The 20,374-nt window shown below is 70.1% G+C and carries 22 protein-coding genes and 1 pseudogene; 9 read left to right on the plus strand and 14 right to left on the minus strand.

The window, feature by feature from the left end:
- Positions 1 to 270 precede the first annotated feature (270 nt).
- From ABL57_RS01520 to ABL57_RS01530, 3 genes are all read left to right on the plus strand, one after another.
- A complete protein-coding gene (locus ABL57_RS01520; RefSeq protein ID WP_047801700.1) occupies positions 271 to 576 on the plus strand; it encodes a DUF4193 domain-containing protein in 306 nt (101 codons plus the stop codon).
- A 405-nt stretch (positions 577 to 981) separates the two neighbouring features.
- The gene (locus ABL57_RS01525) at positions 982 to 1,548 is read left to right on the plus strand and encodes a TetR/AcrR family transcriptional regulator (protein WP_047801701.1); all 567 of its coding nucleotides are present in this window, start codon (positions 982 to 984) and stop codon (positions 1,546 to 1,548) included.
- A gap of 37 nt (positions 1,549 to 1,585) precedes the next feature.
- Positions 1,586 to 2,785: an SGNH/GDSL hydrolase family protein gene (locus ABL57_RS01530; protein ID WP_047801702.1), complete on the plus strand. Its 1,200-nt coding sequence runs from the start codon at positions 1,586 to 1,588 to the stop codon at positions 2,783 to 2,785.
- Between the two features lie 211 nt (positions 2,786 to 2,996).
- Here the strand turns inward: ABL57_RS01530 and ABL57_RS01535 are convergent, their stop codons facing one another.
- Positions 2,997 to 3,560 (minus strand): hypothetical protein, encoded by a 564-nt coding sequence (locus tag ABL57_RS01535; RefSeq protein WP_047801703.1) that lies wholly within the window; start codon positions 3,558 to 3,560, stop codon positions 2,997 to 2,999.
- Positions 3,561 to 3,655: 95 nt separating this feature from the next.
- Positions 3,656 to 3,808: a hypothetical protein gene (locus tag ABL57_RS22130; protein ID WP_158041283.1), complete on the minus strand. Its 153-nt coding sequence runs from the start codon at positions 3,806 to 3,808 to the stop codon at positions 3,656 to 3,658.
- Positions 3,809 to 4,300: 492 nt separating this feature from the next.
- Here ABL57_RS22130 and ABL57_RS01540 point away from each other — a divergent pair, with 492 nt between their 5' ends.
- On the plus strand, positions 4,301 to 4,918 hold the full coding sequence (locus ABL57_RS01540; protein ID WP_203225532.1) for a cyclopropane-fatty-acyl-phospholipid synthase family protein: 618 nt from the start codon (positions 4,301 to 4,303) through the stop codon (positions 4,916 to 4,918).
- A 389-nt stretch (positions 4,919 to 5,307) separates the two neighbouring features.
- On the opposite strand, the gene ABL57_RS01545 is transcribed toward ABL57_RS01540, so the two are convergent.
- On the minus strand, positions 5,308 to 5,889 hold the full coding sequence (locus tag ABL57_RS01545; protein WP_047801704.1) for a TetR/AcrR family transcriptional regulator: 582 nt from the start codon (positions 5,887 to 5,889) through the stop codon (positions 5,308 to 5,310).
- A gap of 319 nt (positions 5,890 to 6,208) precedes the next feature.
- On the opposite strand from ABL57_RS01545, the gene ABL57_RS01550 reads away from it, so the two are divergent.
- Entirely contained in the window at positions 6,209 to 7,378 is a 1,170-nt protein-coding gene (locus tag ABL57_RS01550; RefSeq protein ID WP_047801705.1) for an MFS transporter, read from the plus strand.
- Positions 7,379 to 7,418: 40 nt separating this feature from the next.
- On the opposite strand, the gene ABL57_RS01555 is transcribed toward ABL57_RS01550, so the two are convergent.
- The 4 genes from ABL57_RS01555 to ABL57_RS01575 form a co-directional block, all read right to left on the minus strand.
- Complete coding sequence (locus ABL57_RS01555; protein WP_047801706.1) at positions 7,419 to 8,096, minus strand: haloacid dehalogenase type II; 678 nt, start codon at positions 8,094 to 8,096, stop codon at positions 7,419 to 7,421.
- Between the two features lie 116 nt (positions 8,097 to 8,212).
- Positions 8,213 to 9,016: an SDR family oxidoreductase gene (locus tag ABL57_RS01560; RefSeq protein WP_047801707.1), complete on the minus strand. Its 804-nt coding sequence runs from the start codon at positions 9,014 to 9,016 to the stop codon at positions 8,213 to 8,215.
- A gap of 152 nt (positions 9,017 to 9,168) precedes the next feature.
- Positions 9,169 to 9,987 (minus strand): alpha/beta fold hydrolase, encoded by an 819-nt coding sequence (locus tag ABL57_RS01565; protein ID WP_047801708.1) that lies wholly within the window; start codon positions 9,985 to 9,987, stop codon positions 9,169 to 9,171.
- A 327-nt stretch (positions 9,988 to 10,314) separates the two neighbouring features.
- Positions 10,315 to 11,151 carry an aldo/keto reductase gene (locus ABL57_RS01575; RefSeq protein ID WP_047801710.1) on the minus strand — a complete coding sequence of 279 codons (837 nt, stop codon included), beginning with the start codon at positions 11,149 to 11,151 and terminating at the stop codon, positions 10,315 to 10,317.
- A 151-nt stretch (positions 11,152 to 11,302) separates the two neighbouring features.
- Here ABL57_RS01575 and ABL57_RS01580 point away from each other — a divergent pair, with 151 nt between their 5' ends.
- The gene (locus ABL57_RS01580) at positions 11,303 to 11,977 is read left to right on the plus strand and encodes an SDR family NAD(P)-dependent oxidoreductase (RefSeq protein ID WP_047801717.1); all 675 of its coding nucleotides are present in this window, start codon (positions 11,303 to 11,305) and stop codon (positions 11,975 to 11,977) included.
- A 24-nt stretch (positions 11,978 to 12,001) separates the two neighbouring features.
- A complete protein-coding gene (locus ABL57_RS01585) occupies positions 12,002 to 12,898 on the plus strand; it encodes a LysR family transcriptional regulator (protein ID WP_053004683.1) in 897 nt (298 codons plus the stop codon).
- Positions 12,899 to 13,273: 375 nt separating this feature from the next.
- On the opposite strand, the gene ABL57_RS01590 is transcribed toward ABL57_RS01585, so the two are convergent.
- Both ABL57_RS01590 and ABL57_RS01595 read right to left on the minus strand, forming a co-directional pair.
- The gene (locus ABL57_RS01590; protein ID WP_047801711.1) at positions 13,274 to 14,398 is read right to left on the minus strand and encodes a calcium/sodium antiporter; all 1,125 of its coding nucleotides are present in this window, start codon (positions 14,396 to 14,398) and stop codon (positions 13,274 to 13,276) included.
- A gap of 298 nt (positions 14,399 to 14,696) precedes the next feature.
- On the minus strand, positions 14,697 to 15,341 hold the full coding sequence (locus ABL57_RS01595; protein WP_047801712.1) for an NAD(P)-dependent oxidoreductase: 645 nt from the start codon (positions 15,339 to 15,341) through the stop codon (positions 14,697 to 14,699).
- A gap of 142 nt (positions 15,342 to 15,483) precedes the next feature.
- On the opposite strand from ABL57_RS01595, the gene ABL57_RS01600 reads away from it, so the two are divergent.
- Positions 15,484 to 15,897: a helix-turn-helix domain-containing protein gene (locus tag ABL57_RS01600; protein ID WP_047801713.1), complete on the plus strand. Its 414-nt coding sequence runs from the start codon at positions 15,484 to 15,486 to the stop codon at positions 15,895 to 15,897.
- Positions 15,898 to 16,482: 585 nt separating this feature from the next.
- Here ABL57_RS01600 and ABL57_RS01605 read toward each other — a convergent pair.
- From ABL57_RS01605 to ABL57_RS22815, 4 genes and pseudogenes are all read right to left on the minus strand, one after another.
- Positions 16,483 to 16,860: a TIR domain-containing protein gene (locus tag ABL57_RS01605; RefSeq protein WP_047801719.1), complete on the minus strand. Its 378-nt coding sequence runs from the start codon at positions 16,858 to 16,860 to the stop codon at positions 16,483 to 16,485.
- Positions 16,861 to 17,208: 348 nt separating this feature from the next.
- Positions 17,209 to 17,619 (minus strand): excalibur calcium-binding domain-containing protein, encoded by a 411-nt coding sequence (locus ABL57_RS01610; RefSeq protein WP_047801714.1) that lies wholly within the window; start codon positions 17,617 to 17,619, stop codon positions 17,209 to 17,211.
- A 199-nt stretch (positions 17,620 to 17,818) separates the two neighbouring features.
- Positions 17,819 to 18,154: an acetyltransferase (isoleucine patch superfamily) gene (locus ABL57_RS22810; RefSeq protein ID WP_238985948.1), complete on the minus strand. Its 336-nt coding sequence runs from the start codon at positions 18,152 to 18,154 to the stop codon at positions 17,819 to 17,821.
- A 447-nt stretch (positions 18,155 to 18,601) separates the two neighbouring features.
- Positions 18,602 to 18,848 (minus strand): annotated as a pseudogene (locus tag ABL57_RS22815) (NAD(P)-dependent alcohol dehydrogenase); the annotation flags it as partial.
- Positions 18,849 to 19,085: 237 nt separating this feature from the next.
- Between ABL57_RS22815 and ABL57_RS01620 the strand changes: the two are divergent.
- Positions 19,086 to 19,985, plus strand: coding sequence for an SDR family oxidoreductase (locus ABL57_RS01620; protein WP_047801715.1), 900 nt, complete (start codon positions 19,086 to 19,088; stop codon positions 19,983 to 19,985).
- On the opposite strand, the gene ABL57_RS21020 is transcribed toward ABL57_RS01620, so the two are convergent.
- The coding region (locus ABL57_RS21020) for an SDR family NAD(P)-dependent oxidoreductase (protein WP_152683242.1) at positions 19,939 to 20,374 on the minus strand (436 nt) is incomplete at its 5' end. The two genes, ABL57_RS01620 and ABL57_RS21020, sit on opposite strands and share 47 nt — an antisense overlap.

Below are 20,374 nucleotides of genomic sequence, written 5' to 3' on the forward strand. Positions count from 1 at the left end.
GCCTCGGGGCGGCTCGTCGCCGTCCCCTGGGGTGGCCTCCAGCTCGAGGCCACCGACTGACAGCACCGCGACGCCCTCACCACCTCGACCGCCCTCAGTCCGCCCGCACCGGGACTCGTTCTCGGGTCTGCCAGGGGACGTCGAGTCGGTTGGCGCACTGTCAGCAGGACGAACGCCGACAATGACCCTCTGGAATACCGGCGGCGCTCGAGGAGTTCTGGTCGGTGTCCACTCCCCGCTGATTCCTTGTGAAGGAGCATGCTTCCGCGCATGGCCACCGATTACGACACCCCGCGCACCCGCCCCGAGGACGAGCCGGCCAACGAGTCCCTGGAGGCGATCCGGGCCCGTACCAGTACGACGACCCAGGTCCCCTCGATCGACCTCGAGGACGCCGACACCGCCGAGGGCATCGACCTGCCCGGTGCTGACCTCTCCCACGAGGAGCTCACCGTGGCCGTGGTGCCGCAGCAGGCCGACGAGTTCACCTGCGCCTCCTGCTTCCTGGTCCACCACCGCTCCCAGCTCGCCCGCCAGCACGACGGGCTGCTGTACTGCACCGACTGCGAGAGCTGAACTTTCTCGGCTCCCGCGCCGTCGTCATTGCGCCGTTTCCTGCTCAGCGGGACGGCCGCTCACAAGCTGTCAGCGGCCTTCGTCCGGGGCAGCACGGCTCGTGGGGCGAGCCCGTCACCGTAGACGACGGAGCCGGAGCGGAACAGCTGCATCGCGGCGAGCGGGCGGCGAGGGGGACGTCGAAGACGACCCGCACGATCGCCGCACCCGAGTCCCTGGTGGCCAGGCTGCTCGCGCAGGAGGAGATGGACATCGCGAAGATCAGCGGCCCGAGAATCACTCCGGCTCCCCCGTGCGAGCTGGACGGTGTTGGTTCCCGGGCGGGACCTCCCCGGAGGACGCACCTCCAGCACCTCGATGCTAACCTACGAGTTATAGGAAAACATTGAGTGATTGAAGGTTGGGATGCGGGCAGGTCTTTCTCCCGAACGGATCGTCGAGGCCGCTCTCGACCTGGCGGACACCACTGGCTTCGCCCACGTCACCGTCTCCTCGGTGGCCCGGCACGTCGGGGTGCGCTCGGCCAGCCTGTACTCGCACATCGAGGACCTGCACGACCTGAGGACGAGGATGGCGCTGCGGGCCCTGGAGGAGCTGGCCCAGCGGGCATCGGAGTCCTTGGCGGGGCGGTCCGGGTCCGACGCACTGGCCGCGCTCGGCAACGTGTACCGCGACTACGCCCACGAGCACCCCGGACGCTTCGCCGCCGCCCGGTTCCCGCTGGACAGCGACACCGCCATGGTCAGCGCCGGGCCACGGCACGCGGCGCTGACCCGGGCCGTCCTGCGCGGCTATGCCGTCCCCGAGTCCGAGCAGCCCCATGCGGTGCGGCTGCTCGGCAGCACCTTCCTGGGCTACGTCACGCTGGAGCTCAGCACGGGCTTCAGCCACAGCGCGCCGGACAGCCAGGCCAGCTGGAGGCGCATCCTCGAGGTCCTCGACCACACCCTGCGCCACTGGCCCGGTTCCTGAACCGCCATTGCCGGACACGACACACCACGGGAGCACCATGCCGATCCCCGACCGACACTGCACCGCACCCGTCACCGAGGAGCTCCTCCACGGCGTCCTAGAGCTGGAGCGCACGGACGACGGGGTGATCCCGCACCGCCTCCCCGCCCGGGCCAGGAACCAGGCACAGGACCCGCAACTGGCCATGGCCGAGTCCCAGCCCTCGGGAGCGCGGCTGCTCTTCGCGACCGAGGCGAACCGCGTCGAGCTCCGAGGGCGCGCCACACGCTTCCGGTACGAAGGAGCGCCGCCACGCCCTGCCGGCGTCTTCGATCTGCTCATCGACGGCCACCACGCCCGGCAGGCCGAACTCGAGGCCGCGACCGTGGTGAGCATCGACATGACCACCGGCGACCGCCGGCTCGTGCCGGGCGAGATCGGCGGCGTCGTCTTCGACGACCTGCCCCAGGGGCCCAAGACGGTCGAGCTGTGGCTGCCGCACAACGAGACCGTGGAACTGGTCGAGATCCGCTCCGACGCCCCCGTCCGGCCGATCCGGGACCCGCGCCCGGTGTGGGTGCACCACGGCAGTTCGATCAGCCACGGTTCGAACGCGGTGCATCCCACCGGCACCTGGCCGGCGGTCGCCGCGCGGCGCGCCGGCCTCAATCTGCTCAACCTCGGCTTCGGGGGCAGCGCGCTGCTCGACCCGTTCACCGCTCGCACCATCGCCGACACCCCGGCCGAGCTGATCAGCGTCAAGGTCGGCATCAACCTGGTCAATCTCGACCTGATGCGGCTGCGGGCCTTCGGCCCCGCGGTGCACGGGTTCCTCGACACGATCCGCGACGGCCACCCGCACACCCCGCTGCTGGTGATCTCCCCCATCCTGTGCCCGATCCACGAACACACCCCAGGACCCGGCGCCTTCGACCCCGAAGCCCTGGCCAGGGGTGACGTGCGTTTCCAGGCGACCGGCGACCCCGGCGAGGTCACCGCCGGCAAGCTCACCCTGACGGTCGTCCGCGAGCACCTGGCACGGATCGTCACGGAGCGGGCGCACGAGGATCCGCACCTGTTCTACCTCGACGGCCGCGAGCTCTACGGAGAGTCCGACGCGCGGGAACTCCCCCTGCCCGACGCCCTCCACCCCGACGCCACCACGCACCGGCGGATCGGCCGGCGCTTCGCCGACCTCGCACTCAGCCCGGGGGCGCCCCTGGGCACCGACCGGCGCCCGGACGGCCCCGGATCCTGAGATCACGAGCCGGCACCGGTTCGGCCCGTCCGTCTCCAACGCTCGACGTCACGCAGCATCCGTGACCGTCCGCGCAGCCCGCTCCACCATCAGCGTGGAGAAACTCTCACTGGCCGGTCCTCGCCATGATGGTCCGGTTCCTGGGCGCGGGCCGAGACCAGAGCGAAGTTCATGGGGACTCCAGCCGCGCAACGACTTCCACGACGGACCGCTAGCACGACGGGCACCGAGCAGCGATGAGCGGCCCGAACCGCGTCACTCCTGCGGGCAGAGGACCGAGGGTGGTCGTCATCTCCCGGACGACTCGCCACGACGGCAGGCGCCACTCGAACGACGCACGGTCCTCGGGAACGAAGTCCAGGCGGGCGTACGGGCGACCGGCATAGCTGTTGGCAACCGTCCAGTAACTGTCGAAGAGCGCTGACAGGCTCGTTCCCAGCGCGTACACCGGCCGGCGCACTCCCCCGCTGGTGAGGAAGCCGACGACGAACCCCTCCGACCCAAGTCCCGCGATGAGCGGAGGCACTTCAAAGGCATGGACCCAGCCGGGCACGAGAAAGTCGCAGGGCACCGGCACGACATGGGCGGGCACCAGGGCCTCACCCAGCAGGTAGGTAGCGCGAGACCGGTGTGCGCCGTCGAGAATCACCGGGCACGCGTCAGAGGTGACGTGCACCGGTACACGGACCCGGTCCACGCGGATGTCGGCCACGAGCTTCTGGAGGCGTGCACTCTCGCACACCTCGTGCCACACCAGAGAGTCGACAGGGAGCATCACACTATCCACGGCACCGCCTCGGAGTATGCCCGGACCTTGACAGATCGGGCAGGGCCCGGGTCCATGTGAACTGCGGAAGAACCATCAAGCGCTCATCGCTGACGGCAGACCCAGGACAGGCGCACGGTGGTGGCCGAGCACCCGACCCCGACGACGACGTCGCGGCCGTCGCCGTCGACGTCACCGGGCGGACGCGGGTACTTCTGGGCGTAGGAGAACATCGGCTGAGCCGCCGCGGTAGTCACGGCCTCGACCGCCGGAGGATCGAGGCACGGACGGCGTGATCCGCCCCTGCACCTGCCACCCCGCTGGCTGCCGGCATCCTCGCGCAGGCGCCGGTGGGCACCCGCTCGAACCAGGACTGCTTCATCTTGGATCCCCCAGATCCTGCAAGGCGGTCACCGCGAGCATCACCAGTGAGCCGTTCGGGGAGGTCCAGTGGCTTCCGCGCTGCACAGCCGACGCCACAGGCTCCCTCTCGAGCACCTGGCCATTCCGCCCCGATGACCACACCCAGCGCCTCTGTCCATCCGGCGCTGACCTGCTATGACAACCGTAAAGCCACACCCGGCCGCTCAGTCAGCCCATCACCCAGATCCCAGATATATGACGAAGGCAAACAAGGGACCGCGCCTCGCCCTCCGGACGAATACGGCGATAGGTGACAACCCGTCACCCATCGGTGCGGCCGCCCCACCGCTCTTCCCATCGCACGGCATGCCGGGAAAGATCTGGCCATGGACCTTCCCCGCATCTTCACCATTCGTGAGAGCACGCACCGGATCCACAACCCGCTGACCGCGCAGAAGCTCGCAGCCCTGGGTGAATCACTCCATCTCGCCCCCGGGACACGGGTGCTCGACCTGGCCAGCGGCTCGGGCGAGATGCTGTGCACCTGGGCACGCGACCTGGGTTTCACCGGCACCGGGGTGGACATCAGCACGGTCTTCACCGGGCAGGCCCAGGCCCGCGCCGCCGAACTCGGCGTCGCCGACCGGGTCCTGTTCGTCCACGGCGACGCCACCGGCCACGTCGCGGACCAGCCGGTCGACCTCGCCGCTTGTGTCGGTGCCACCTGGATCGGCAACGGCGTCGCCGGCACCGCCGAGTTGCTCGAGCGCAGCCTCCGCCCCGGAGGGCTGATGCTGATCGGCGAGCCTTACTGGCGGCGGATCCCACCGGACGAGGAGACCGCCCAGGCATGCCACGCCACCGGCATCGATGATTTCCTGCTCCTGCCGGAACTGATGGCACAGTTCCAGGATCTCGGATACGACGTCGTGGAGATGATGTTGGCCGACCCGGACAGCTGGGACCGCTACACCGCGGCCCAGTGGCTCAACCTGCGCCGCTGACTCGACCAGAACCCGGAGGACGAGCTGGCCACCGAGGTACGGGAAGAACTCACCGCCGAGCCTGCTCGGTATGCACGCTCCACACGTGAGTACCTCGGCTGGGGAGTCTTCGCTCTGCTGAAACGTTGAGTTCTCGGGACTGCTACATGCCGAGACGACACCTCGGTCGGCTCGATGGGCCGGTCGCGTACGAGACCTTGATGAAGCCCGCCGTGACTCCCACGGCATGAGACCCCTTGTCACCTATCGGTGCGGCAGTCCCCTTCAGTGTCGGCCTCGTGTGACGACCGCTCACCAGCCATGCGTGCACCGCAGGGGGCAGGACCTTCCTCCCATCGATGGTGGCGGTGGCCCCGCATGTGCTGGGACGGGACCGTCCGACGAACAGGTCAGGTGCGGCGGTGGGCCTCGGCCGCTGAGCGGGCCAGGCGGCGGCCGACCTCGATCGGGGACCGGGGGCTGCCGCGCAGGAAGGCGGCCAGGGCTCCGCTGTAGGCCACCAGGACCTCGTCGGCCAGCTCCTGGGCACGGTCCCCGGCGAGCGGGCGGGACAGGTGCAGGAGCCGGTCGGCGAGCAGGGCGGTGTCCGCGGCCAGGACCTCGGTGATCTCGTCGGGTGCCTCCGGGAGCTCGGTGGCCGCGGCCAGGAAGGCGCACCAGCGTGACGGGTGGCGCTGGTCGCCCCGGTAGGAGACCAGGGCGTCGAACACCGCCAGCAGCCGGGCCATGTCATCGTCGGCCGCCACGATGTGCTGGTCCCAGACCGCCCGCCAGTCCGCCAGCCGGCCCCGCAGCGTTTCGGCGACCAGGGCGTCCTTGCTGCCGAAGTGCGCGTACAGGGTGGCGGCGGAGACTTCTGCCTCGCGCAGCAGCTCATCGACCGGTGTGGTGCGGATGCCGCGGTCGAACAGCACGCGGTCGGCCGCCTGGAGCAGCCGGTCGCGCGCGGGGAGTCTCCGGGCAGTCGTCACCCTCCCAGTGTAGGGACCTCCTTCCAGAACGGTCGTTTGGATGTAGCGTAAGGAGCGTTCTGAACGGCGAAATTCGGGAAGGAGGGGCGATGCGCGCTCTGGTGCCCAGCGGTCTGACGCTGACCGCGGCGATCTCCGGGACGGCCCGGGGCTCTGGTGAACCATCGAGGCGACCTCACGGCCGGGTGGCCGGTCCGAGCAGCTCGCGGGTCCTTCCGCCCCAGCACCTCGATGAGCGGCCAGGCCGAGGGACCTGCGAGGCCGATTCCGCCGCGTCCGGCAGCGGCACCGGTGCACGCCGCACCACAAGGAGGCATGCATGACACTCTCCGCAGGCAACCGGATCGGACTGGCCGGAGCGGCGGTGGTCGGGGTCGCCTTCGGCATGGCCCGGTACGCCTACGGCCTGACGCTGCCCGGCGTCCGGGAGGACCTGGAGCTCTCCGAGCTGATGCTCGGGCTGGTCTCCAGCGCCACGTTCGCGGGATATCTGGCCGGCCTGTTGCTCGCCGGGAGGCTCGCGGCCCGCCACGGTTCGCGCGCTCCGACGACCGTGGGCGGGGCCTGCGGTGCCGCCGGTGCGGTGATCGTGACCTCCGCGCAGTCCCCCTGGCTGCTGGCCGTCGGCGTCGTCCTGGCCGGCAGTGCCGGTGGCTGGGTCTGGGCGCCCTACTCCGACATCGTGACCCGTGCGGTGCCCGCGCGGCAGCAACCACGAGCGCTGGCGATCATCACGACCGGCACCAGCGGTGGCCTGCTGCTGCTGGGCGGCCTGGCCGTTCTGGCCGCACTGGGCTCCTGGCGCCTGGTCTGGGCCGGCATCGCCCTGGCCGCGGTGGCCGCCGCAGCCGTGAACCTCCGCCTGGTGCCCCGCACCGGACCGGCTCCACGGTCGAACGCACAGAGCGGTGCCTCCGAGCCGGCGGCAGCGCTACGGGTCCCAGCCGTCTACTCCGTCGTCTACTTCGCGGTCGTCGTCATCTACTTCACCTACGCCGCCGACTCCCTCGACCGCGGCACCCTGCCAGCGGCAGCCGTCCCGGCCCTGTACGCGGCCATCGGCCTCACCGGCATGGTCGGGGTGGCGACCGGGGCGCTCGCGCAACGCATGGGCAGTCTGCGGGTTGCCGCGCTGAGCCTCGTCACGGTCGGCGCGGCGCTGGCGCTGCTCGGCCTGGCCAGCGACTCCCTGGCCGCGACCATGGCCTCGGCGTGCATCTTCGGGGCCGGGTACATGACAGGATCGGCGGTGCTCGCGGTCTGGACCGCCGAGCTGGTGCCCGACCGTGCGGGCGCGGCGTTCACGGCCTGCCTGGTCGTGGGAGCCACCAGCTCCGTGGCCGCCCCGGCCGTCGCCGGTGCGATCATTCCCGGTCTGGGCCTGGGGGCGCTGCTCGTCCTCACCGCCGCGGTGTCGGTGCTCAGCGGGGTGGTACTGATGCTGCACGGGGCCTGGCGCGGGGCCACCACGGCCCGAACCGGACCGTGAACGCTGGCTGCTTCAGGCCACTGTGTGATGGGGCCAGGCCTCAGCCGCCCACGGCGGTGAGCTGCGCCGCCAGCGCAGGCAGGTCCGCAGCCTCCAGATCGGGGCGGGCGAAGTAGACCGGATACCGGGCCCCGGTCCGGTTGATCCAGGCGGTGCGCAGCCCGGCCTGGTGGGCGCCGTGGATGTCCCAGGGGTGCACCGCGATCAACAGCATCTTCTGCGGGTCCGTGCCGCGGTGGGTGACGGCGTAGTCGTAGGAGGACCGGGCCGGTTTCCACGCCGGGGCGTCCTCGACGCTGAGCAGCTCGGAGAAGTGTTCCCGGACCCCGACACTGCTCAGCAGCGACTCGGCGACCTGGGTGGCCCCGTTGGTGAGGGTGACCAGCTCGGCGACCTGACGCAGGGCTTCCACTCCGGGCACCACGTCAGGATGCACGTTCAGGCTCTTCAGGGTGCCCATGATCCGCTCGACGGACTCACCCGGCGCGGTGACCCCGTGTGCACTCAGCAACCGGTGCAGGCTGTCCTGGGCGATCTCGGCGAAGGCCGCGTTGCCCCCGGCAGCCGTCACCGCGAAGCCGTCACGCAGGATGCCGGCGAACCACGTGGCCGCCAGGCCCGCCGGAGCTCCTTCCTGAGCGAACGCCTCGCCGAGCGGCGCCATGTCGGAGAGGGTCTCGTTCACATCGAACACGATCAGGTCCGGGCTGGTCACCATGGTTTCGCCTCAATCCTCGTCGGTGCGGCACACCGCCCCGGGCGGGGCGATGTGCCGCCGAGCCTACGCCGAGCAGGAAAGGCCCGACGGCACTGTGGCCGGTCCCTGTTCGGAGATCAGAGGCTGGAGTGGTCGGCCACGACCTTCTCCAGCTCGTCCTTGCCCTCGGCGAGCATCCGGTCCACGCCGGCCGGGTCCTCTCGGTTGCGGGTGAGCATCTGACCCATGGACCCCCCGCGCACCACGTTGATCTCTCCGCCGATCATGCCCGCCACCGTCGCGGCCGCCACCTCTTCGGGGCTCTCGTAGTCGAAGCCGTGCTGGGCTTCGGCCTCGGAGCTTTCCATCATGGGGGTGTCCGTGGCGCCGGGGAAGACGTTGAGCACGTGCACGCCTTCTCCGTACAGCTCCCGGCGCAGGGCTTCACCGAAGTGGGCGATCCCGGCCTTGGTCGCACCGTAGGTCGCGTAGAACGCCATCCCCAGCAGACCGAACCCGGAGGAGACGTTGACCACCAGCCCCTCGCCCGAGGCCCGCAGCGCCGGCAGGGCCGCACGGGTGAGCAGAATCGGGGCGGTGAGGTTCAGCGCGATCTGCGCCAGCACCTCGGACTCCTCGATCGCCTCCAGCCGGCCGGCGCGGACGTTGCCGGCGTTGTTGATCAGCACGTCGATCCCACCCAGCTGCTCCTGGGCCGCAGCAGCGACCCGGGCCGGGGCGCCGTCAGCGGTCAGGTCGGCAGGGATCACCACCGCCTCACCACCCTTCTCACGCACCAGCGCCGCGACCTCCTCCAGGGGCTCGGAGCGCCGGCCCACCAGCGCCAGGCGTGGCGAGTACTGGGCCAGGTCCAAGGCCAGGGCGCGGCCGATACCGCTGCCGGCACCGGTGAGCAGGATCGATCGGTTGTTCAAATCCATGAGGGTTACCTCCGGTCAGATGTGGGACAGGGCAAGAACGGTCTTCAGGTGCAGATCCGGCAGGGATGGGTGGCCGTACCGGAGAGGCCGACGCGGGCTGCGCCGCACGGCGGTGGCGGCATGCCACCGTGGAACCGGCGAGCCGGCACGACTCAGTCGGCGAGGTGCTCCGCCATCGCCTCGGCGACCGCGGCGGGGGAGTCCTCGGTGGGGATGTGCTTGCCGTCCACCTCCACCAGGTCCGAGCCCGGGATCTCCTCGACGTAGCGGCGGGCGTAGCCGACCTTCTGGAAGTCGTCGTCGCGGCCCCACACCAGACGGGTGGGCAGAGCCGCCTCCTGCAGGGCCGGCACCAGGTCCATCGTGTACCGCGGGGCCGCTGCCGCGGCCAGCGCCGTCCAGGACCGGACCCGGGCCGCATCCCGCCACGGCGTCAGATAGTCGGCCAGCTCCTCCTCCCCCAGCTCCCGCGCCACACTGCCACGGGTGGAAGCGGCCCGAGCGGTGAGCAGGTCCTCCACAGTGGTGGCCGACCGCACCTGCGGGTCCCGGAAGCGCTCGACCGCCGGCACCGGCCAGGAGTCGAACATCACCGAGTTCATCAGCACCAGCCGCCGCACCCGCCCGCTGGTCGCGGCCACGTGCTGGGCGATCCCGCCGCCGATGTCGTGGCCGGCCAGGTCGAACTCCTCCAGCCCCAGGGCGTCCGCCGCGGCCAGCACCGTGTCGGCCAGGGCCGGGACAGTGGCGTGCTCGACGTCGAGCTCTCCGCCGCTGGCACCGAAGCCGGGCAGGTCCAGGGCCAGGCACCGGGCGGCCTCGCCCAGGGCCGGCAGCACCGGCTGCCACACCCGGCTCCAGAAGGTGCCGTGGAGCAGCAGCAGGGGCCGGGCCGACGGGTCCCCGGCGGCCAGGTAGGACAGCTGGGCGCCGTCCACCTCGACGTGTTCGCGGGATACGAGATGGGTCATGTGGTGATCTCCTGTTCCAGTGCGCAGATCGTGAATCCGACGGTGTCGGGATCACCGATCCTCACGTGGGGAATCAATCAGCTTGCTTTGCACCCTACGGGCATCCTGCGCACGAGAAAACCCGGCCAGCCCCTGCGGCACGCAGAATTGTCGGTGCACCTCCCGCCGCCCGCGCGCCTGCTGCCAGGGCGGGGCCACGTCCATGAGCGTGCCGACGACGTCCCAGCCGAGCACCGCGGGAAACCGCGGCGGCAACCGCCGCATCACGTCCCGTCGGCGTCGCCGTCGGGCGGCCCTGAGCCGCTGGACGCGGCGCCGGCGCGCCGGTTACGCGGGGACGTAGTCGAACGTGTCGGGGTCCGGGCCCGTGCGCTCGTCCTTGTTCAGCGCCGTGATCGCCTGGATGTCCGCGTCGGTGAGCTCGAAGTCGAAGAGCTGGAAGTTCTCCTCGACACGCGAGCGGGTGACGGACTTGGGGAACACGATGTCGTTGCGCTGGAGGTGCCAGCGCAGCGTGACCTGAGCGGTCGTCCTGCCCAGGCGCTCGGCGATCGCGGTGATCGCCGGGTCGTCGAGGACCGCTCCCTGAGCGATGGGCGACCACGCCTCGGTCGCGATGCCCTGCTCCGCGTTGTAGGCGCGCACCGTCTCATTGGTCAGGTACGGGTGGACCTCGATCTGGTTCACAGCGGGCTTGACGCCGGTCTCGGCGATGATCCGGTCGAGGTGGGGCACCTGGAAGTTCGAGACGCCGATCGCGCGGGTCAGGCCGGCGTCACGGATCTCGATCATGGCCTTCCACGTCTCGAGGTAGTCGACGTCGATCGTGGGCAGCGGCCAGTGGACGAGGAACAGGTCCATCGGGCCGCCGAGCCGCTCGACGCTCTTCTCGGCCTCGCGCAGCGCGTCGTCACGACGGTGGAAGCTGTTGTTGAGCTTGCTCGTGACGAACACCTCGTCGCGGCTCAGACCGGAGGCCCTGAGCGCGTCGCCGACGCCCTGCTCGTTGCCGTACATCTGCGCCGTGTCCACGTGGCGGTATCCGACCTCGAGGGCCATCGTCACGGCCGCCTCGGTCGTCTCCGGCGGAACCTGGTACACGCCGAAGCCCAGCTGCGGGATGCTGACATCATCGGCGATCCGGATCTCAGGGACGGAAGTCATGGACGTTCTCCTTCATCAGCGGTCGGCTCCGGGAACCCGCAGCCACGAAGCACAACCGTTCTCGGCCGGCGGCGTATTTCGCTGGTTCCATAGGAGATCGCTATCGAACGGCTGACCGCCGGCGAGGAGCATCCGACCTAGCATGTTCGGCATGACGACTTTCGCGATCATCGGAGCAGGACGAAACCTTGGCGAGGCGCTCGCCCGACGCTTCGGCCGGGAGGGCTACAGCCTGGCCCTCATCGCCCGGAACCAGGAACGGGTCGACCAGCTGGCCTCCGACCTGGTCGCTGACGGCTTCACCGCGAAGGGCTACGCGGCGAACGTGCGCGACACCGACAGCCTCGTCGCGGCCCTCGACCAGGCGACCCAGGACCTCGGCCTCATCGAGGTGCTGTCGTGGAACCCGCTGCCGCAGAAGGAGTTCCTGCGACCGCTCCTGGAGTCCACGGTCGGGGACATCAGGGCCGCCGTCGAGTTCTCGGTCTACGGTCCCGTCGCCGGCGTGCACCAGGTGCTGCAGGGCATGCGCGTGCTGAAGAAGGGCTCCCTTCTCTTCGTCAACGGCGGAAGCGCTGTGCAGCCGGTGCAGCACTTCGCGGGCACCTCGATCGGGTTCGCCGGCGAGACCGCATACGTCGAAATGCTGAACCAGGCGCTGAAGGACGAGCCGATCTACGTCGGCCAGCTCATCATCCCCGGCGCGATCATCCCGGGCGACGAGCAGAAGGATCCGCAGGTGCTCGCGGAGAAACTGTGGCAGATGCACACCCAGCGCAGCCAGCTGCGGGTGTTCGCCACCGAGCTGGAGACGCAGCCGTACTGACCCAGCCCGACTAACGTGTCGGGTATGGATGTTCGTCAGCTGGAGTTCTTCATCGCCGTCGCCGAGGAGAGCAGCTTCACGCGTGCGGCCGAGCGCTCGTTCGTCTCCCAGCCCGGACTGTCGGCGTCGATCCGCTCGCTCGAGCGCGAGCTCGGGACTCAGCTGTTCACGCGCGGTCGCCAGGGCGCGTCCCTGACGAGTCCGGGCGCGGCGTTCCGGCCGCGGGCCGAGCGGATCCTCGAGCAGGTGCGCGAGGCCCAGCGCGCGGTCATCGGCGACGAGCCCGGGCGCGCTGATCTGCGCATCGGCGCCGAGCAGTGTCTCGGCGGCGCTGTCGACATCGTCGACATCCTGACGTCGTTCGCAGGCGAGCACCCCGCCGCCGATCTCGAGTTCGTCCAGGACGTGAGCTCACGCCTTGCCCCGATGCTCGACGAGGGGCGCCTCGACGTCGCTCTCATCGCCGCACCGGCGGGATCCGTCCCCGTGCACGACAGCTTGCTGCTGCGTCGAGAGCCGTTCGTCGCGCTCTCGCACACGGACGTGCCGTACACGTCGCTTGCGGATCTTCAGGATGTCCGCACCGTCGACTTCGGTGACACCTGGGAGGCGCGGCGCGTCCTCGACGCAGCGCTCGCCGCCGCCGGTGTGACACGTCGCACGATGGTCGAGGCCAACGACGTGCATATGCTCGTCGATCTTGTCACCCGCGGCTTCGGGATGGCGATGGTGCCCGAGTCGATCGCCGCGAAGCAGGTAGCCCAGCACCTCGTGCACACGCCGCTCGCCGACGCCCCGGAGTGGGAGGTGCACCTTGCCACCTGCTCCGACCCGTCGCCGTCCGCGAGAGCGTTCGCGAGCATGTTCGTTCCGCAGGCGGAGATCGTCTCCTTCCGCGGGGATCTCGCGGTGCAGCCGTAGTCGCCGCTGGACCTGGCTGCTGCGTGCCGCACAGCAGCTGGTCGTCGAGGTGGCACACGCCCACCCTCCACACCACCTCATGCGCGCGGTGCTGCCGCCGCAGCCCTGCCCCGAGTGCGGCCGTGCATGCCACGATCCGTTCGAGCGGTCCTGGGCCGAGGGCGCGGAGCCAGGCGGTGGCGGCGAGCGCAGCCACTGCCGCGGTGAAGAAGGCCGCCCCGGCAACGAGAGCTGTCGCGGACAGGTGCGGGAACGGGACGGCCAGCAGGAAGAAGGCCCCGGAGCAGACAGTGAACCGGCGCCCCGTGCGGCCAGCCGGAGCCGGGTCGTTCGTCGGGCACCCCCGGACTGGGTACGTCCAAAGGCGCCCGTGGTTCAGCCGGGTGTTCGGCGCCCCTGGCGCAGCCCGATCTCGTAGGCGGTGAAGGAGACGAGGGTCACCGCGATCAGCGGCAGCACGAACCAGGCCATGACCGCGGTGAACCCTTCCAGTGCGTCGTGTGCGGTGGCGGCCAGGACGACATATCCGGTGTAGGCCAGGTACAGGGCGACGAAGAGGGCGCCCTCCCAGCGGGCCACCGCGAACCCGGTGAACGCGATGGGCAGCAGCGCGACGGCGGCCGCCAGCATCACCGGCATGTCGAAGGCCGCCGCGGCGCTGGACACGGGGACGCCGTCCGGAGCGATCAGAGCGGGCAGCCCGAGCACCACCCCGATGTTGAAGATGTTGCTGCCCACCACATTGCCCACGGCCAGGTCGCGTTGGCCCCGGCGCACCGCGATGATCGAGGTCGCCAGCTCGGGCAGCGACGTCCCCACGGCCACCACGGTCAGTCCGACCACCAGGCTGCTCACTCCCAGCGTGGTGGCGATGTTCACCGCGCCTTCGACGAGCAGCGTCGCCCCGGCCACCAGCAGGGCAACCCCCAGCACCACCAGCAGCAGCGACCTGCCGATCGACGCAGGCGGCGGCTCCGCGGCCTCTCCGGCGGCATCGGGGACGGACGAGCCGCCGGCCGGGCTCGCGGCACGGGCCGGGGACCTCGCATTCCGCCTGCTGAGGACCACGGTCAGCGCCGTGTGCGCGACCACAGCGCAGAAGAGGATCAGCCCGTCCACCGCGGTGATCCGACCGTCGAGGGACACGGCCAGCAGCCCGACCGACATGGCGACCATCAGGGGCAGGTCGAACCGCACCAGCCGTTGCTTCACGGCCAGGGGAAGAACCAGTGCGGAGAGCCCGAGGATCAGCAGGACGTTGACGATGTTGCTGCCCACCACGTTGCCCACGGCCAGCCCCGGTTCATCGCGCAGGACGGCCCCGACGGTCACAGCCAGCTCCGGTGCCGAGGTGGCCGCCGAGACCACGGTGAGCCCGACCACCAAGGACGAGATGCCCACACGCCGGGCCAGGGCTGATGCTCCTCGCACCAAGAACTCCCCGCCCAGCACCAGCAGCACCAGCCCGGCCACGATCCGTCCTGCGTCCAGAGGGTCCATGGGCAGGAGTGTACGTAGCCCGGGCACCCCCACGTGGCGCGGTGCGCGCCGCTCCCTCACGTGGAGTGCATTGCCCCCGCTCGGTACGGGGCGGCCATTCCGAGGTGGGATGCACTCCGATCCGTCCGCATCCTGCTGGCCGGGCCGTTGCGGACCACTTGAGGAATCGGCGCGGACCGGTCGATGGACGATGACTGGCTGCGGCACTTCATGGCCGCACCCCTGGGCATCGGAGCCGTCGGGCCGGCCATGACCGTGGCGCCCCGGCCCCCGGATCGGGGCCCGGATGGTCGCACGCTCAGTAGGCGACGGTGAAGCGTCTGCGGCGGTGTGCCGGGGCCTCGATCTCGTCGACGACGGCGGTGGCCAGGTCCGCCCCGGAGATGAACGAGTTGCCCTGCTCATCGGTCAGCAGCACGTCGCCGCCGACGCGGTAGGTGCCGGTGGCCTGTCCGGGGGCGAAGGCGCCGAATCCGGCGGCGGGGCTGACGTAGAACCAGTCCAGCTGTTCGGGCCGGGCCTGCAGGGCCTTCAGCAGCGCCTCACCGGTCCGGACCTCGGGCAGGAACTCGGAGGGGAAGCCCTCGGTGTCCATCAGCTTCGGGCCGCCCTCGGCGACCAGCAAGGACCCGGCCCCGCCGATGACCCCCAGTCGGATCCCGGCGTCCTGGGCCAGATCGGCGAGCTTGTCGACGACGCCTTCGAGCTTGCCCTCGAGCTCTCCCCGGGGCGAGAGCGTTTCGATGACCACGTCCGTCTCCGTCACGGCCTGGGTGAGGAACGCGTCGTCGAAGACGGAGCCTGTGACGTAGGTGGCGCCCTCGACCGGTGCGGCCGGGGTGGTGCGGCTGTAGGAAGTGACCTCGTGACCGCGTTCGACCGCTTCGGCCACGATGTGCGACCCGGCGTAGCCGGTGCCGCCGAGAACCTTGATCCGTGCCATGGGTTGCTGCTCCTTCGACAGTGGAAATGACAGATCTACCGGTGCGAAACACCAACAGTTACCCTAAGTAACCAGCACACCGAGAGGAAGTAGGCACCTGAAAGTACGTTATGGGTGCCGCAGTAACTGGAAAGGACACCGCATGCGCGAGGAAGCCGCAGATCCCTACAGCCGCCACTGCCCGTCACGGCAGGTGCTGGATCGGATCGGTGATCGGTGGACGGTCCTGGTCGTGGGCGCCCTGAACGACGGGCCGTTGCGCTTCTCGCAGCTGGCCGCCCGGATCGACGGCGTGTCTCAGAAGATGCTCACCCAGACGCTGCGTGCTCTGCAGCGCGACGGACTGGTGACGCGCACGGTGTACCTACAGGTCCCGCCGCGGGTGGAGTACGAGCTCACCGAGGCCGGGCACACCCTGCAGGAACCGCTGAAGGCCCTGGAGGACTGGGCCACCACGCACATGCCGGCGATCCTCGCCGCACGGCAGCGCTACGACACCGCAGGCCACCAGGCGGGACAGCATCACGGAGGGATGGCACCCGAGCCGGCCCGATGACCGGTAGCGGGCCACTTGCGAACCAGGTGGGACGGAGACCACTGCTGTTGCCTGCACATGGTTCGACCGGCACCAGGGTACGTGGTGTCCACGCGGAGTGCTTTCTCGTCACCGTTGCATCTGCTCAGTATTCGTCCGGCGTCGACAGACGCGTGCAGCGGCCCGCATGGGCGGTCCCCAGGGTGCGCCGGTTCTTGTCGATGCACAGAGGCACCCCACTCTCACTGTGGGCCCGCACCGGAGACGCGGGTTGCCCCGGGGCCGAACCGTGCACCTGGGATGCCGGGACGACGAACGCACAGTCGCCCCTGCATGTGCCTGCCTTCTCGTCCGCTCACACCGGCACGCCGTCCGCCGCACACCTCCACCCTGCTCCGCCGGAGGCGGTGCGGGTCGAAAACCGCCGCACCAGAGAAGGCAGTGCCGAAGCACAGGTCCACGAGAAGCGCACCGCGTGCACCGGCGGAACCCTGATGGCTGCGCGGCAGAGCCGGGAGGCAACGACCCCCTGGGCTGATCCCCCTGCAGGGCGCGGGCGTGACCGCAATCGGCGCCGCCCACCCGAGAACTCCGGGGAACTCCGGACTACAGCCGGTTGATGAAGTCTCCGATGTTCTCCCACGTCCAGGACTCACAGCGCGCCGGGCCCATCTCCATCGGCTTCGCCCGGTGCCCGGTCTCCACCCACAGGCCCAGCAGCGGCTTGCCCGCATCCACCGCGCACCGGATCTGCCACAACGCTTCGGCCGAGTCCGGCGTGTAGCCGCCGACCAGCGCGATCACTCCGTCGCAGGCGCGGATCCGCTCCCGCACGTCCTTCTTCCACTCGCCCGGGCACGTCCCGTCTCCGGGCGAGTCCAGGAACCGGGCCTGATCCCCGGCCCGGGCCCATTGCGCGGTGAACAGATCCCGGAACAACTCGTCCTGCTCCGCGAAAGCCAGAAAAACGGTCTTCGGCGCCATTGCCGTCAACTCCCCAACCTCAGCCATCAGTGGTAGTGCAAGACACCGTATGGCGTGAGGCGCCCAGACGGGTTGCCGCCACGCAACATGCCTTAACGCACGAGGACGAGCCGGCCAACGAGCCCCTCCTGTTTCCTGCTCCACCACCGCTCCCAGCTCGCCCGCCGGCACCACGACCTGCTGCACTGCACGGGCAGCGAAGGCTGAACCGCCTCGGCTTCCGTGCGACACGACGACGCGGGCCCCGGCACCTGCAGGTGCCGGGGCCCGCGAAGTCCCGGACTGCTCAGCGCAGCTGAACGGCTCCGCGCCGACCAGAACGCAGGGGCAGTTCAGCCACTGGGCGAGTCAGGCGCGCATGCTCCGGCGGCCGGCGAGCACCACGCCGCCGGCGGCACCGCCGAGTCCGACGAGGCCGAGGGCGACGATCCCGGTGTTGGACTTCTCCGGGGCCATGGCCACCCCGGTGTCCGCACCGCCGACCGGCATCTGCTCGATCTGCGGATCGGTGGGGACATCACCGACCGGAGGCAGCGGAACGTATGCGTAGTCGGCGTTCTCGCACGCCACCCCGTCCGCGTCGGAGTCCAGCTCCGGGGTGTAGCGGGGGTCCCCGACGGGAATGTTGTAGACGCCCGCGCCCGCTGCGGCATCGCAGCTCTCGAACAGCGGGAACGACAGGGCGGAGGCCGGGGCTGCGGTCAGAGCGGAGAATCCGACAGCAGCGATCAGGGCGGAGCCGGCAACACTTCTTCTCATGGGTCTCTCAACTTTCGCGAGCAGTGATGACCTTCGAACCGTACCCATGAATTGGCTCACAATCGCGAATTCGAGGACAGCAACACGTTTGTGACAAGTCGGTATGCGGACGGGCTACCCGTAGCGCATCTCCGGGGCGGTTTCAGCGGAGCGGACGGCAGCACGGTGGTGTGGGAGCCGATCCACACGTTGTTCCCGATCACGATGGGCGCCGGGTGCATGTCCGCCCGGCGGCTGAGAACGAGGTCGTGGTTGAGCGTGGCCAGCACCGTGCTGTGCCCCCGATCAGGCAGTCGTCGCCGATGACCGCCCCACCCTGGTCCTGGAAGGTGCACCCGGAAATGATGAAGACCCGTGTGCCGAGGGTGATGTTCTTGCCGAGGTCGGCGTGGAAGAGCGGGAACACCGTCACCGACTCATCGATCGATTTGCCGGTCAGCTGGGTCGAAAGCTCCCGCACCCGGGCCGGCTCCCGGTGTCCGCCGTCGAGCTCCCCGGTGATGCGCAGGGCCTCCTGGCTCGTCCGGCGCCTCACCTCGTGCAGAGGCGAGTCCCCGGTGATGGTGCGCCCGGCGTTGAGCTCCTCCAGAAGGTCGGTCAGTTCCAGGGGGCAGCTGGTCGGCCAGGGAGCGTGCGGCGGTGTTGTCGAACAGGGTTCCGGTCGCCGCGGTGCCCTCGATGTCGAGGATGATCGGGACGCCTGCTGCGGCGGATGGGGTGCTGATCTCGTCGGTGTCCTCCGTCCTGGCCGGGGTCGACGCCGGACGGGGCTCCGGGGAAGAGCCGGTGGTGCGGCAGGCCGTCGGAGTCGCGGTCAACACGGCCGGCAGCATCACGGCCGTGCGGCGGGTGCGCAGGCCGAGGGCGGCAGGGCCAGGCCTGCGTGTTGTCCCGACCGGCACCGCGGGCTCGGGCCGCGATGCCGGTGCCGGTGCCGGTGCCGGTGCCGGTGCCACGGAGCGTGTCCGCATGGTGCGTGGGCTCAGGCCAGGGTGGCGGTGTCGATGACGAAGCGGTAGCGCACCTTCGAGGCCAGCACTCGCTGGTAGGCCTCGTTGATGGAGGAGGCGCCGATGAGCTCGGTCTCGGGGACGATGCCGTGCTCGGCGCAGCAGTCGAGCATCTCCTGGGTCTCTGCGATGCCGCCGATCATCGAGCCGGTGCAGGTGCGACCGGCCCCCGATCAGGGAGAAGACGTTCAGGCTCAGCGGCTCCGCCGGGGCCCGCACCCCAGCGGCGCAGCAGGGAGTAGGTGGTGATCCCGGCGCACAGCAGCGGCGCGGCGGCGGCGAAGTCCAGGGACTCGGGCACGGAGAGGAAGCCAGCGCCTGCCGCGTACGACAGGAAGACCGCTCGCACCACTGGTGCACTGCTCGAAGGTGTTCGCGGCGAGCCGGAACCGTTGACGTGACCCTCAGGGCGTGACAGGTTGATTGGAAAGCAACCTGACGAATATGGAGGCGATCATGGCCGATCAGTACACGATGCAGGATCCGACCACCCAGTACCCGGGCCCCGACGAGAGCTTCGAGCAGCAGCAGGAGGGTCCGGGCCTGCAGCAGGAGATGGCGCCGAAGCCGGACTCCGGGGAGTCCAGCTACCGCGGCTCCGGGCGGCTGGAGGGCCGCAGGGCGGTGGTGACCGGGGCGGACTCCGGGATCGGCCGGGCCACCGCGATCGCCTACGCCCGGGAGGGCGCCGACGTGGTGCTGTCCTACCTGCCCGCCGAGGAGGCCGACGCCCGGGAGGTCGTGGAGCTCGTCGAGCAGGCCGGGCGCCGGGCGGTGGCCGTGCCGGGGGACGTGACCGACAAGGCCTACTGCGAGCAGCTGATCGCCACCGCCGTGGCCGAGCTGGGCGGGATCGACATCCTGGCCAACATCGCCGGCAAGCAGCAGCACTGCCCGGACATCCTTCAGCTGACCGACGAGCAGTTCGACGAGACCTACAAGACCAACGTGTACGCGATGTTCTGGCTGTGCAAGGCCGCGGTCCCGCACCTGCCCCCGGGCTCGGCGATCATCAACACCTCCTCGATCCAGGGCTACCAGCCGGCCCCGATCCTGCTGGACTACGCCTCCACGAAGTACGCGATCAACGGCTTCAGCAAGTCCCTGGCCGCCCAGCTGGCACCCAAGGGCATCCGGGTCAACGTGGTCGCCCCGGGCCCGGTGTGGACCCCGCTGCAGGTCGTGGGCGGCCAGCCGCAGGAGAACCTGCCCGAGTTCGGCGCCTCCGAGGCCCCGATGGGCCGTCCCGGGCAGCCGGCCGAGATGGCCCCGGCCTACGTGTTCCTGGCCTCCCAGGAGTCCAGCTACGTCAGCGGCGAGACCCTGGCCGCGACCGGCGGGATGCCCACCCCCTGATCCGCTGAACGCCACACGATGCCGGCACGGACACGGAGGGGCCAAGGGCCTCGGACGTGTTGCGGGACGTCGGATCGATCAACAGTCTCGAGAACGGCATCAGCGCAGAGCGAGAAGACTCTGCCTTTGACACCTGGACCTGCATCGATGACGGCGGGGGTGCTGAGAACCGGATGCCCTTGGGTGCCAGCTGGGCGGCCAGGGACTTGCTGAAGCCGTTGATCGCGTACTTCGTGGAGGCGTAGTCCAGCAGGATCGGGGCCGGCTGGTAGCCCTGGATCGAGGAGGTGTTGATGATCGCCGAGCCCGGGGGCAGGTGCGGGACCGCGGCCTTGCACAGCCAGAACATCGCGTACACGTTGGTCTTGTAGGTCTCGTCGAACTGCTCG

Source organism: Kocuria sp. SM24M-10 (assembly GCF_001027955.1).
GTDB lineage: Bacteria > Actinomycetota > Actinomycetes > Actinomycetales > Micrococcaceae > Kocuria > Kocuria oceani.

What these genes read in the sequence shown, in the direction of transcription:
- ABL57_RS01520 (WP_047801700.1), top strand. Translation starts at nt 271, where the DNA reads ATGGCCACCGATTACGACACCCCGCGCACCCGCCCCGAGGACGAGCCG.
- ABL57_RS01525 (WP_047801701.1), top strand. Translation starts at nt 982, where the DNA reads ATGCGGGCAGGTCTTTCTCCCGAACGGATCGTCGAGGCCGCTCTCGAC.
- ABL57_RS01530 (WP_047801702.1), top strand. Translation starts at nt 1,586, where the DNA reads ATGCCGATCCCCGACCGACACTGCACCGCACCCGTCACCGAGGAGCTC.
- ABL57_RS01535 (WP_047801703.1), bottom strand. Translation starts at nt 3,560, where the DNA reads ATGCTCCCTGTCGACTCTCTGGTGTGGCACGAGGTGTGCGAGAGTGCA.
- ABL57_RS01540 (WP_203225532.1), top strand. Translation starts at nt 4,301, where the DNA reads ATGGACCTTCCCCGCATCTTCACCATTCGTGAGAGCACGCACCGGATC.
- ABL57_RS01550 (WP_047801705.1), top strand. Translation starts at nt 6,209, where the DNA reads ATGACACTCTCCGCAGGCAACCGGATCGGACTGGCCGGAGCGGCGGTG.
- ABL57_RS01555 (WP_047801706.1), bottom strand. Translation starts at nt 8,096, where the DNA reads ATGGTGACCAGCCCGGACCTGATCGTGTTCGATGTGAACGAGACCCTC.
- ABL57_RS01560 (WP_047801707.1), bottom strand. Translation starts at nt 9,016, where the DNA reads ATGGATTTGAACAACCGATCGATCCTGCTCACCGGTGCCGGCAGCGGT.
- ABL57_RS01565 (WP_047801708.1), bottom strand. Translation starts at nt 9,987, where the DNA reads ATGACCCATCTCGTATCCCGCGAACACGTCGAGGTGGACGGCGCCCAG.
- ABL57_RS01575 (WP_047801710.1), bottom strand. Translation starts at nt 11,151, where the DNA reads ATGACTTCCGTCCCTGAGATCCGGATCGCCGATGATGTCAGCATCCCG.
- ABL57_RS01580 (WP_047801717.1), top strand. Translation starts at nt 11,303, where the DNA reads ATGACGACTTTCGCGATCATCGGAGCAGGACGAAACCTTGGCGAGGCG.
- ABL57_RS01585 (WP_053004683.1), top strand. Translation starts at nt 12,002, where the DNA reads ATGGATGTTCGTCAGCTGGAGTTCTTCATCGCCGTCGCCGAGGAGAGC.
- ABL57_RS01590 (WP_047801711.1), bottom strand. Translation starts at nt 14,398, where the DNA reads ATGGACCCTCTGGACGCAGGACGGATCGTGGCCGGGCTGGTGCTGCTG.
- ABL57_RS01595 (WP_047801712.1), bottom strand. Translation starts at nt 15,341, where the DNA reads ATGGCACGGATCAAGGTTCTCGGCGGCACCGGCTACGCCGGGTCGCAC.
- ABL57_RS01600 (WP_047801713.1), top strand. Translation starts at nt 15,484, where the DNA reads ATGCGCGAGGAAGCCGCAGATCCCTACAGCCGCCACTGCCCGTCACGG.
- ABL57_RS01605 (WP_047801719.1), bottom strand. Translation starts at nt 16,860, where the DNA reads ATGGCGCCGAAGACCGTTTTTCTGGCTTTCGCGGAGCAGGACGAGTTG.
- ABL57_RS01610 (WP_047801714.1), bottom strand. Translation starts at nt 17,619, where the DNA reads ATGAGAAGAAGTGTTGCCGGCTCCGCCCTGATCGCTGCTGTCGGATTC.
- ABL57_RS01620 (WP_047801715.1), top strand. Translation starts at nt 19,086, where the DNA reads ATGGCCGATCAGTACACGATGCAGGATCCGACCACCCAGTACCCGGGC.